Origin of the sequence: Halomonas sp. AOP30-A1-24 (assembly GCF_052378165.1) — a bacterium.
Classification (GTDB): domain Bacteria; phylum Pseudomonadota; class Gammaproteobacteria; order Pseudomonadales; family Halomonadaceae; genus Vreelandella; species Vreelandella citrativorans.
The window spans coordinates 204,697-215,392 of sequence record NZ_JBQSXL010000001.1 but is presented as its reverse complement, the minus strand read 5'-3'; the positions used below and the strand labels follow the sequence as shown (position 1 = coordinate 215,392).

Below are 10,696 nucleotides of genomic sequence, written 5' to 3'. Positions count from 1 at the left end.
AATTGTGATGGGCGCCATTATCCCGAGGTGTGTCGAGCATAAATGAACGAAAAGCTTGGCTTTTAGTGCGCAATTGTACGTATGAGCGCAGCGACAGCAGTGTTAGGCTTTGCCCATTACTTTATTTAAAGCTGATGAGGCTTATGTATGAGTACGCCGGCAATACAAGCAGCGCTTCAACAAATGCAAGGGCTCGCGACGCAAGCGGCAGCGCAACCGTTAAAAGGTGAGCATGTCTCGACGGCAGTAGGGCAGGGCGGTTTTGGTAGCGAGCTACAGGCATCAATTCAGCGTATTAATCGTCTTCAAAAAGCGGCTGATGCAAAAGCCATGGCGTTTCAGGCAGGAGAGCCGAACGTTGAGCTGAACGACGTTATGGTGGATATGCAAAAAGCGAGCGTTGCCTTCCAGATGGGGCTTCAGGTGCGTAACCGTGTGGTGACTGCGTATCGCGATGTAATGAATATGCAAGTGTAGTGGCTTGAAGCTTCCTTCAAACAAGGCGCCAGACATAAGTAAGTGTTGCGTTAGCTGGCGCTTGTTTGAAGAAAGCTTTGCCGAGTCTTTATACCTCTAGTGAAATAAGGCGCCCTTGCATTTCTTCCAGGCGCTCAGCAATCGCCAGTACTTCTTCTGAAGGGATTTGGCGAATGACATCCCCAGACTCCCGGTCAATAACGCGTGTCACAATACGTGATGACTCATCGCTAACATCGAACTCTATTCCATGCGCTTGCATCGCCGCGTTAATACGCTGGATGGGTTCAATCAGCTCGCCTTTTGTTACGGCGGTAGTTCCTGAGACAGCTCCTGAGCCAGTTTGAGCGCCGCTATTGTCTGTCGTTGACAGTTGGGCGAGCGTGCTGTCCAGGCGTTGTTGCGGCGTTAGGTGGGGTGATGGTGTGGCTGATAGTGTTGTTATGGTATCCGTTAGCGGTGATGTCATGACAGCCGTTCCTTGTAAAGATAAGGGCTAAATAGTAGTGACTCAGTAGTAACAACCCATGGATAAGTCGGTTTGGATAAAGCGTCAGCCCTGCCTCTATAGCTGAGCCTCCTTACTATTATCGGCTGATACGCCACAAACTTTATAATGGGTTGGTCAGGTATTCTTTTTGTTGCAAAGAAAGTTGGCTGCGCCATTAAAGTCTGGCGCCATTGCGCCGATATCATTTTATAGATGAGCATGGTGTGCTCGTATTAAATGAGAAAAGGCGGGCGGCGGTTACCGTGTTGTCTGACCAGTAACCGGTATCAATTAGGAGTTCAAGCTAGTGACATACTCTCGCGGCAGTGCTGCCTACGGAAGAGGTGCTAACGCTTATGCGCGCGTTGGTGTCGAAAGTGGCGTGATGTCAGCTGATCCGCATAGGCTTATTGTCTTGTTGTTTGAGGGAGCGCAAACATCTATTCGTGCTGCGCGTATCCACATGCAAAGCGGCAACACGAGTGAGAAAGGCAAAGCAATATCCAAAGCGTTGGATATTATCAATAACGGCCTTGGCGCCGCCCTTGACCAAGAAAAAGGTGGCGATATTGCTGAGCGATTGGCGTCACTTTATGACTACATCGCTCGCTTATTACTCACCGCCAATTTGCGAAATGACGAGGAAAGCTTAAACCAAGCGGAGCAACTGCTTGAAAATATTGCCTCTGCATGGCGTGAAATTGGACAACAGCAAAGCGTATGAGGCCCTCATGGCAGCTTCCATAAATGCCCACGATCACGCACCGCACGTACTGTTAGATGCGTATGAGGGGCTGCTGGTTCATGTTACTCAAATGCATGAGCTGGCCAGCGCCGAGCAGTGGGTAGAACTGATTGAGCAGCGCACCCATTATGTCTTGCTGGTCGAGGAGGTGCGCAAGCTCGATAGCGTGGTGGTGCTGGATGATCCCGCCAAGCAGCGTAAGGCAGAGTTACTTGAGCGCATTTTAGAATATGATGTGGAAATTCGGCGTCGCTTGATGGCAAGGCGAGATGAGTTAGGCAAGCTAATTGGTGTTTCTCAGCGTCAGCGAGATCTTCATCGTGCCTACGCACCCCAGCAGGGCGCTTCTTTTAGTGCCTTGGGTTCTGACGATGGAGAAGTGATCAAGTGAGTGGTATCACGCCGTTGATTGATACGCTTATGCATCAAGTGTTGGGTCGGCAGGGGGAAGTGTCGTTAAAGCATGCGTTGAGCGAACCTGTTAAGCCGATTCCTCCTGGTGAGGGTCCGCGCGCTCTACAGGGCGATTCACGCCTTGATGGGCGTACTGAACCGGCATTGCTGAATGATTTAAAGCGCGCGCCGGAGTCACTTAACGGTGACAGGCTGTTGGCGCGAGGTGATACGCAGGGTACGCCGCCGGGGTCAACACAGACCCATTTTAGTCCAGCAGCGCGCAGTATTGCGGATGTGTTACTGCGCTTCCCTGCGCCACCTGCTGTCATTCGGCCACCCGCGCCCTTGTTGGCTGCGCAAGAGGCGCCAGCGGCGACGGTTGTTGCGGAACGTTTGGAGTCCAGCATACGCGATAGCGGGCTGTTTTATGAGTCCCATTTAAAGCGTTGGTTTCAAGGCGATATGGCACGTCAGCAACTGCTACGAGAGCCGCAAATGCAGCCCGGCCCTCGCCCACTCGCACTGCCCTCAGGCGTTGCGCTACAGCCTGGTGCATCACTGCCAAGTGCGCCGCTGCAGCTCCATGCACCGTTACAGCCAGCCGAGGCGTTATCGCCTAATGTGCCGTTTTTATTAAAGGCGTCTTTTTCCGAGTCGCCTTTAACCAAAGCAATAGTGCCCGGCAGCGCTTTGCAGTATGTATCCAACGATCAGACTGCCGCCACGCGTGCAGCCCCAATGCCGAATACAGCAGCTTTTACGCAAAGTGCGCCGCCCAGTATGGAGGATAATGCCAGGTTGACGCGCGATGCCATGGCCTATGAGCGAGGCATGGAAGCTCTCAGTAATCGTGGGCACCGTGAAGTGGTCCATGAAAGTTTGCAAAGTATCGTACGTCAGCAGTTGGACATGCTGGTCATGCCTGTGGTTCGTTGGGAGGGTGACGTTTGGGCAGGCATTTTTATGGCACTTGTGATCCATCTGCCTGCTCAAGAAAAAAATGGGGGCGGTGAGGGGGATAATAAGGAGGAGGATGGGTGGCGCTCTGAGATGCAGTTGGACGTGCCTAGTTTAGGGGCATTTAGCGTCTCATTGTGGTTTTATCGAGCGGTGTTAAGTATTGATTTAACAACGGCCGATAAAGCCACGCATCAGTATCTGGAGCAAGGTGTCCCTGCTTTAGAGCAGCGTTTGAATGCACTGGATTTGGACAAAGCGCAGGTGCGTGCGCGGTATATACCGCTGGAGAGTAGTGATGTCCTTGCCGAATGAACGTAGTCGCCAGGCGGTTGCGCTTGCTTACCAGGAAAATGAACGTGCGCCGCGTGTTGTCGCAAAGGGGTACGGCGAGCTTGCCGAGCGCATTATGGCGGAAGCTCACCGGCAAGGGATTTATGTGCATGATGCACCTGAGATCGTAGCACTTTTAATGCAGCTGGATTTAGACGCAGAGATACCTCCGCGCCTCTATCAAGTAGTGGCAGAGCTGCTGGTGTGGGTATTTGAACTGTCAGACGAAGGCCTAAAACGCCATGATTGAGCCAAGTAGCCAATATATAGATAGTGTGCAACCATGGCGAAGGGGCAGAAAAGTCATCAAGGCGTCCGCATAACGGTTACAAGATTGCGCCTGTGTCATTTGATGGAACATTATGAGTCACACCAATTATCTCGATGAAATTGAAGAAATAAATTTAGCCTATTTGCTTCTCGCGCAGCGCCTGTTAAGTGAAGACCGCGAGACAGCACTATTTCGTTTGAAAATAGATAATGACGTCGCTGAACTGCTGTCTTCGCTGAGTGCTCGCCAGTTGACGAAGTTGGCGCGTACTAACCAGCTGATATGTCGATTCAGCCAGACGAGTGCTCAGCGGTTACGCCAGATCACTGAGAATCCGCGCGATCAGGGACTCGCCGGTCTACACGCTTCGCTGCTGTTAGCTGGCGATACATTTGAGTCATTATCAGGAGATAAGGGGTGACCCAGAAAAGCCTGGTGGATGAAATGCACCAAGTGCAGCTGGCAATTGAGCTGATTGAGCTGGGCGCACGCTTGCAGGTGTTGGAAACGGAAACCGAATTAAGCCGTACGCGCCTAATCAAGCTTTATAAAGAAGTCTGTGGGATGTCGCCGCCCAAGGGCATGCTGCCGTTTTCGACCGACTGGTTTATTACCTGGCTGCCCAATGTTCATTCATCGCTTTTTTACAATATCTACGCCAGTCTGCTGCGAGACACCTGCTGCGAGAGAATCGAAGCGTTTGTAAAAGCCTATCGACTTTACAACGAGCAGATGATGTTGGAGGGCGCCGAGCCCGTATTGGGTTTGACGCGTGCCTGGACGTTAGTGCGCTTTTTTGAAAGCGACCTGCTTGAGTTTAGCCGTTGTACCCGCTGTGGTGGGCAGTTTGTGGCTCATGCCCATAGCCCGGCCCACGACTATATCTGTGGTATTTGTCAGCCGCCATCGCGGGCAGGTAAAACCCGTAAGGCGCAGCAAGCCAAGGAAGATAGCCACGGCATCAGTGAAGGGTAAAAGAATTATCAAATGCGCCTTTAACGAATAGATAGCGTTAAAAGGCGGCGTTACTTTTTAATTAGACTGTACATTAGCCCTGGTATGATAAAGCTAATTTGTACTTGAGCCGGAACGCCACTCAACCATCCGAACAGATGGCTAAGTTTTGGTTCCCTACTTAATACTGAAACACCGCAAGGACCCTGCTTGTGCTGATACTTTTAGGCTATGTAGTCGTTTTGTTATGTGTATTTGGTGGCTATGTGTTGGCAGGTGGCAGTCTAGGCCCTCTGTACCAACCACTTGAGCTAGTCATTATCGGTGGTGCTGGTGTTGGCTCATTTATCGCTGCCAACAACATCAAAGCGATTAAAGCCACCTTCAAACTACTGCCCAGACTCAGGGGAGCAAAAAAATATAACAAAGCATTTTACATGGAAGTGATGGCAATGCAGTACAAGCTATTGTCAAAAATCCGCCGTGAAGGAATGCTGGGCATAGAGCGAGATATTGACAACCCTCAAGAAAGTCCCCTGTTTCAAGAGCATCCTACTGTATTAGCTGATCCGCATGTCATGACGTTCTTGACGGACTATCTGCGCTTGATGGTGAGTGGCGGCATGGAGCCTATGGAAATTGATGAGCTGATGCTGCACGAAATCGAAGTATTTGAACAAGAGGCTCATGTCCCCGTCGATGCGATTGCAAAAGTGGGCGATGCCATGCCCGCCTTCGGCATCGTGGCGGCAGTAATGGGGGTCATCAAGGCATTGACCTATGCGGATGCCACTGCGCAACAGATGGGTGAAATGATTGCCCACGCGCTGGTGGGAACCTTCCTGGGTATTTTGTTGGGTTACGGCTTTATTAACCCCATTGCCAGCTTCGCCGGTCGGCAAGCCCAGGAAGCAGAAAAGATGATGCAATGCATTCGGATAACATTATTGGCAAGTTTGCACGGCTACGCACCTCAGCTGGCCGTTGAGTTTGGCCGTAAAGCGCTGTATACCGCCGAGCGTCCAACTTTTTTCGAGCTTGAAGAGTATGTGAAAAATGCCAGGAAGGGCGGTACTGCATGAGTAAGGGCGGTGAAAAGCGCCCGATTATTATCCGGCGTAAAAAGGTGGTGCATGCGCATCACGGCGGCGCCTGGAAAATTGCTCTAGCGGATTTCATGACCGCGCTGATGGCGCTGTTCCTGGTAATGTGGATTTTAAGTGTCTCCAGTGAAGAAACGCGGCGCGGCGTGGCGGAATATTTCAGTACGCCACTGGTGACGGCAATCACCGGTGGTGATCAATCAGGCAGTACCAGGGTTATCCCTGGTGGTGGCCCGGACCCGACACACAGTGATGGTGAAAGGGCGCGCATCGATACCATGCAGCAGACCCGGCCAAGCATGCAGGAGCGACGTTTCTTCACCGATCTACAGGAGCGCATCGAACGCGCCATTGAGGCAGACCCCGAACTGCGTCAGCTACGCAGGCAAATGCGCTTTGATTTAACCCGTGAAGGGCTTCGTATCCAACTGCTGGATACCGAGCAACGCCCAATGTTTGAGTTGGGCAGTGATCAGGTGGCCCCGTATATGCGCAATTTACTGCGTACGATTGCGCCGTTACTTAACGAATTGCCTAACGATCTTAGTATTAGTGGACATACCGATAACGTGCCCTATGCCGGAGGATATCGGGGCTATAGCAACTGGGAACTCTCTAATGATCGTGCCAATGCCTCGCGCCGCGAGCTGGTGACCGGAGGGCTTGATCCTGATCAACTGCTGCGCGTATCAGGCTTTGCTAACCGTGTCGTGTTACCCGATACGGATCCTCGAGATCCGGTTAATCGCCGTATTGAACTTGTCGTCTTGCTACCCGAAATCGCAGAGGCGATTCGCAACCCGGGAACGATGAGTTCTGATGCCACGCTGCCTGCTTCTGCGGATGACCTGGTCGAAGACTTAACGCAAGAGCCCCTGCCGACAAATGCGTCGGATTAGCGTTGGCTTGTGACAAAAATATGACGTTAGAGTGGAGTGGTGCATGGATATAGCGGATTTTTTTGACACCTTTTTTGAAGAGGCTGAAGAGTTGCTTGCTGATATGGAGCAGCACTTGCTGGAGCTCAATGTCGATAATCCCGACATTGAGCAGCTAAACGCTATTTTCCGCGCGGCGCACTCGATCAAAGGTGGAGCAGGTACCTTCGGCTTTAGCGTGCTACAAAAGACAACGCATATACTCGAAAATCTGCTGGATCATGCACGTAAAGGGGAGCTTGTACTGCGTGCCGAGCTCGTGGATACCTTTTTAGAGGCTAAAGACATCATGCATGAGCAACTCGATGCCTATCGCAACGAGGAAGCGCCCAATCAAGAGGCGTACGAAAGAATTTGCCAAGTATTACAGCAGATAGCTCTGGAAGAAATTGGTCAAACATTGGATGCGCCGGTGGAGGCAGCGGCACCTGCACCGGTCGTCCAGGCTGAAGAACCAGCGAAAGCCTCAGCCGGTCAAAACCAGCTGATTGTCGCCCTGCTTAATGTGGTTGAAAAAGAGCGTACGTTGCTGGTTGAAGAGCTTGAGCAGCTGGGCGATGTTCAGTCGCAGTCTGGCGATGAGAAATGTTACGAAGTCATACTGAGTGGCGATGTCAGCGCTGACGATATTGAAGCCGTCATGTGTTTCATCATTGAACCAGAGCAGATTGAGATTCGTGTAGCGAGTGGTGCCCCTGCAACTGCACAAGAGGAGGCTAAAAGCACGCCGCCGCCTGCTCCTGCTCCAGTAACACCGGAGCCTACAACGCCTGCACCAGAAGCTGCGCGCCCACCTGCAGAGGCCAAAAAGACGCCCGATAGCAGTGCTAAGTCGAAAAAGGCGGCCGCCGAGTCCTCTTCCATTCGCGTTTCGGTGGATAAAGTCGACCAGATTATCAATCTGGTGGGCGAGCTAATCATTACCCAGTCGATGCTTGATCAAACGGTTAGCGATTTGGACGATCAGTCGGTGGGCAACAGCTCGCTTCAAAATGGCATGAGCCTTTTGCAGCGTAATGCCCGAGACTTGCAAGAAGCGGTCATGTCGATCCGCATGATTCCCATGGAATTCGTGTTTAGCCGTTTTCCGCGTGTTGTTCGCGATACCGCGGGCAAGCTGGGTAAAGAGATAGAGCTTGTGACCGAGGGTAAGTCCACGGAGCTTGACAAGAGTCTGGTTGAGCGGATTACCGATCCCTTAACTCACCTGGTGCGTAATAGCCTTGATCACGGCATTGAAATGCCGGATAAGCGCGAAGCGCTTGGCAAGCCCCGTATTGGCAAGCTCGTACTTTCTGCTCGCCATCAGGGCGGTAACATCCTGATTGAGGTGCGCGATGATGGCGCCGGAATGGATCGTGAGCGACTGCTAGCCAAGGCACGTGAAAATGGCCTTAGCGTCTCTGACACCATGAGCGACGAAGACGTTTACCAACTTATTTTTGCGCCAGGCTTTTCAACCGCTGAGGCCGTGACCGACGTCTCGGGGCGTGGTGTGGGTATGGATGTGGTTAAACGTAATATTCAGGGAATGGGCGGTCGTGTTGAGATCCAGTCCAAAAAAGGCGAAGGCACCAACACGCGGATCGTGCTGCCGTTAACGCTTGCGATACTGGATGGCATGTCGATTAAGGTCGGTGGGGAGACGTTTATTCTGCCGCTTTCTACCGTGCTTGAATCGTTACAGCCAACCAAGGGCGAGATGTACGCGATGGCCGGAGACGACGTTGTCTTAAAGGTACGCGACGAGTATCTGCCTGTTATTGCGGTTCATGAAGTTCTGGATGTGGAAAACGCCATTACGGATCCTACCCAGAGTATCGCGGTCATTGTGCAGGGCGAAGGGCGTCGTTACGCCATGCTGGTTGATGAGCTGGTTGGGCAGCAGCAGGTAGTGGTGAAAAACCTTGAAGACAATTACCGCAAGGTGCCGGGGATTTCGGCGGCAACCATCCTGGGGGATGGCAGCGTAGCGCTAATTTTGGATATCACAGGACTGCATCGCTTGAGCAGGGTCAAGAAAGAAGCGAGCAAAGTGATTAATAATCAACCTATCTCTTTTTATAAGGAGGCTGAGCCGTCATGAGTCAAGCAAATAATGAGGCGGTTCTCGCCGCGGATGAAGCTGAAAACCGTGAGTTTTTAGTATTTTCATTAGGCGAAGAAGAGTACGCCATTGATATTTTGAAGGTACAGGAGATTCGCGGTTACGAAAATGTAACGCGTATTGCCAATGCGCCTGACTTTATTAAAGGGGTTACCAATCTGCGCGGCGTGATTGTGCCGATTGTCGATCTGCGTATCAAATTCCATCTTGACAACGTGGAGTACGGCGGCCAGACCGTGGTGATTGTGGTTAACGTCGCCGATCGCGTCGTGGGTATCGTGGTCGATGGCGTTTCTGACGTCATGACATTAAACCCTGAGCAAATTAAACCGGCGCCTGAATTTGGCGTCACCCTGTCGTCTGATTTCCTGAGCGGTCTTGGCAGCCTGGATGACCGCATGCTGGTACTTGTCGATATCGATAAGCTGCTTACCAGTGAAGAGATGGCATTGGTGGATAGCACCAGCAATCGTTAAGGCGACTGCCGCTACTTTGTACTAAAAAGGCCACACGGAACGTGTCTTCCCAAGTTGAACGGCCCCTCTAGCGCCAAGGAATGCGCCTGCGAGTGACGTTGTGTTTGGAGAAAACATTGTGACACAGCTAATGCGGCAGATGTTGGGAAACATGACCGTGCGGCTCAGTTGGGGGCTGGTGCTTGCTTCCTTTTCGTTACTGGTGATTGTGGCCTGTGGCATCGGTTTTTATGCTCTTCAGCATGGGGCAGCCATCATGCAGGCCGCCAGTGATGGCAGCGTTCAACAGGCTGAATTCTCGGACTTTACCGGCCGCATTCGCTGGGCGCTTATCGCCATTGTGGTGATCACAGTGACGACCGTCGTGGTGGTGATTTGGGGCGTGACGGTCAATGTACTTAAGCCACTGGATCGTTTGGTTGGCTATTTCGAACGCATGGCGCAGGGCGATTTAAGCCAGCAGATCTCGGCACCGGGCAATAATGAAATAGGTCGGCTATACGTTGCGATGGCGCATATGCAGGCTTCTTTATCAGAAACAGTGAGCGTTGTGCGTGGCAGTGGGTCGTCCATTTATGCGCGCTCTCAACAGATTGCCAGCGGTAATAACGACCTCTCCTCGCGTACTGAACAGCAGGCCTCTTCGCTTGAAGAGACCGCCTCCAGTATGGAACAGCTTGCCTCAACGGTGGGCCACAATGCCGATAACGCACGTCAGGCTAGCCAGCTTGCGCAAAATGCTACGTTAACAGCGAGGCGAAGCGGTGAAGAAGTGAGCGGCATTGTTGAAACCATGCAGGATATCAATGCCAGCTCTCATCAAGTGGCCGATATCATCACGTTGATTGATAATATTGCGTTTCAAACCAATATCCTGGCGCTTAACGCATCGGTAGAGGCTGCCCGTGCGGGTGAGCATGGCAAGGGGTTTGCTGTGGTCGCTCAGGAAGTGCGTAGCCTGGCCAGTCGCAGCGCTAACGCGGCGAAGGAGATTCGTACGCTCATTGATACCTCGTTGGGTAAAGTAGAGACCGGCACGCAGCGGGTCAATCAGGCAGGTGAGACCATGCAGGCGCTGGTGGATGCAGTGCAGCGGGTCAACGATATCATGGATGAAATTGCTGCAGCCTCTGAAGAACAGAGCAACGGTATTGCTCAGGTTAACCAAGCGGTTGCACAAATGGATCAAGTGGTTCAGCAGAACGCTCAGCTTGTTCAACATGCGGCACATAATGCCAATGAGCTTGAAGACGAAGCGGCGCGGTTAAGAAATACCGTTGAGCGTTTTCAGGTTGCTCATAACCCAACGCCTGTATCCGCCTCATCCACGGCGGGGCCTGTCGCGTCCGTCACTTCCAAGCCTCTTTCTATCGGCACTGCTTCAAGAAAGGTGGAAACAGAAGCCTGGGAAGCATTTTAATAGCAAACGCTATAAACAACGATAGTTTA

Annotated in this window: 13 protein-coding genes; 12 read left to right on the top strand and 1 reads right to left on the bottom strand. The window is 52.0% G+C overall.

The window, feature by feature from the left end; genetic code table 11:
- Positions 1-147 precede the first annotated feature (147 nt).
- Positions 148-477, top strand: a complete 330-nt coding sequence (gene fliE, locus ACT3TJ_RS01045) for a flagellar hook-basal body complex protein FliE (RefSeq protein WP_087109075.1) — start codon at positions 148-150, stop codon at positions 475-477.
- Between the two features lie 88 nt (positions 478-565).
- Here the strand turns inward: fliE and ACT3TJ_RS01040 are convergent, their stop codons facing one another.
- Positions 566-946, bottom strand: a complete 381-nt coding sequence (locus ACT3TJ_RS01040) for a flagellar protein FlaG (RefSeq protein ID WP_193056598.1) — start codon at positions 944-946, stop codon at positions 566-568.
- 328 nt (positions 947-1,274) lie between these two features.
- Here ACT3TJ_RS01040 and fliS point away from each other — a divergent pair, with 328 nt between their 5' ends.
- The 11 genes from fliS to ACT3TJ_RS00985 all read left to right on the top strand — a co-directional run bounded on the left by fliS (position 1,275) and on the right by ACT3TJ_RS00985 (position 10,667).
- Positions 1,275-1,691, top strand: a complete 417-nt coding sequence (gene fliS / locus ACT3TJ_RS01035) for a flagellar export chaperone FliS (RefSeq protein ID WP_087109068.1) — start codon at positions 1,275-1,277, stop codon at positions 1,689-1,691.
- A 7-nt stretch (positions 1,692-1,698) separates the two neighbouring features.
- The gene (gene fliT / locus ACT3TJ_RS01030; RefSeq protein ID WP_193056597.1) at positions 1,699-2,103 is read left to right on the top strand and encodes a flagellar protein FliT; all 405 of its coding nucleotides are present in this window, start codon (positions 1,699-1,701) and stop codon (positions 2,101-2,103) included.
- A complete protein-coding gene (locus ACT3TJ_RS01025; RefSeq protein ID WP_193056596.1) occupies positions 2,100-3,380 on the top strand; it encodes a flagellar hook-length control protein FliK in 1,281 nt (426 codons plus the stop codon). The genes fliT and ACT3TJ_RS01025 overlap by 4 nt, the downstream gene beginning before the upstream one ends.
- Entirely contained in the window at positions 3,364-3,648 is a 285-nt protein-coding gene (locus ACT3TJ_RS01020; RefSeq protein WP_193056595.1) for an EscU/YscU/HrcU family type III secretion system export apparatus switch protein, read from the top strand. Before ACT3TJ_RS01025 ends, ACT3TJ_RS01020 begins: the two co-directional genes overlap by 17 nt.
- Positions 3,649-3,760: 112 nt before the next feature.
- Complete coding sequence (gene flhD / locus ACT3TJ_RS01015) at positions 3,761-4,090, top strand: flagellar transcriptional regulator FlhD (protein WP_193056594.1); 330 nt, start codon at positions 3,761-3,763, stop codon at positions 4,088-4,090.
- On the top strand, positions 4,087-4,644 hold the full coding sequence (flhC, locus tag ACT3TJ_RS01010) for a flagellar transcriptional regulator FlhC (protein WP_193056593.1): 558 nt from the start codon (positions 4,087-4,089) through the stop codon (positions 4,642-4,644). Before flhD ends, flhC begins: the two co-directional genes overlap by 4 nt.
- Positions 4,645-4,835: 191 nt before the next feature.
- Complete coding sequence (gene motA / locus ACT3TJ_RS01005; RefSeq protein WP_193056592.1) at positions 4,836-5,705, top strand: flagellar motor stator protein MotA; 870 nt, start codon at positions 4,836-4,838, stop codon at positions 5,703-5,705.
- On the top strand, positions 5,702-6,625 hold the full coding sequence (gene motB, locus ACT3TJ_RS01000; RefSeq protein ID WP_087109056.1) for a flagellar motor protein MotB: 924 nt from the start codon (positions 5,702-5,704) through the stop codon (positions 6,623-6,625). The genes motA and motB overlap by 4 nt, the downstream gene beginning before the upstream one ends.
- A 43-nt stretch (positions 6,626-6,668) precedes the next feature.
- The gene (gene cheA, locus ACT3TJ_RS00995) at positions 6,669-8,750 is read left to right on the top strand and encodes a chemotaxis protein CheA (RefSeq protein WP_193056591.1); all 2,082 of its coding nucleotides are present in this window, start codon (positions 6,669-6,671) and stop codon (positions 8,748-8,750) included.
- Positions 8,747-9,247, top strand: coding sequence for a chemotaxis protein CheW (gene cheW / locus ACT3TJ_RS00990; protein ID WP_193053680.1), 501 nt, complete (start codon positions 8,747-8,749; stop codon positions 9,245-9,247). The genes cheA and cheW overlap by 4 nt, the downstream gene beginning before the upstream one ends.
- Positions 9,248-9,377: 130 nt before the next feature.
- A complete protein-coding gene (locus ACT3TJ_RS00985) occupies positions 9,378-10,667 on the top strand; it encodes a methyl-accepting chemotaxis protein (protein ID WP_226912073.1) in 1,290 nt (429 codons plus the stop codon).
- The last annotated feature ends 29 nt before the right edge of the window (positions 10,668-10,696 follow it).

Bases quoted from the DNA above. Each gene is read 5' to 3' on its own strand.
- fliE (WP_087109075.1), top strand. From the start codon at position 148: ATGAGTACGCCGGCAATACAAGCAGCGCTTCAACAAATGCAAGGGCTC.
- ACT3TJ_RS01040 (WP_193056598.1), bottom strand. From the start codon at position 946: ATGACATCACCGCTAACGGATACCATAACAACACTATCAGCCACACCA.
- fliT (WP_193056597.1), top strand. From the start codon at position 1,699: ATGGCAGCTTCCATAAATGCCCACGATCACGCACCGCACGTACTGTTA.
- ACT3TJ_RS01020 (WP_193056595.1), top strand. From the start codon at position 3,364: ATGTCCTTGCCGAATGAACGTAGTCGCCAGGCGGTTGCGCTTGCTTAC.
- flhD (WP_193056594.1), top strand. From the start codon at position 3,761: ATGAGTCACACCAATTATCTCGATGAAATTGAAGAAATAAATTTAGCC.
- motB (WP_087109056.1), top strand. From the start codon at position 5,702: ATGAGTAAGGGCGGTGAAAAGCGCCCGATTATTATCCGGCGTAAAAAG.
- cheA (WP_193056591.1), top strand. From the start codon at position 6,669: ATGGATATAGCGGATTTTTTTGACACCTTTTTTGAAGAGGCTGAAGAG.
- cheW (WP_193053680.1), top strand. From the start codon at position 8,747: ATGAGTCAAGCAAATAATGAGGCGGTTCTCGCCGCGGATGAAGCTGAA.
- ACT3TJ_RS00985 (WP_226912073.1), top strand. From the start codon at position 9,378: ATGCGGCAGATGTTGGGAAACATGACCGTGCGGCTCAGTTGGGGGCTG.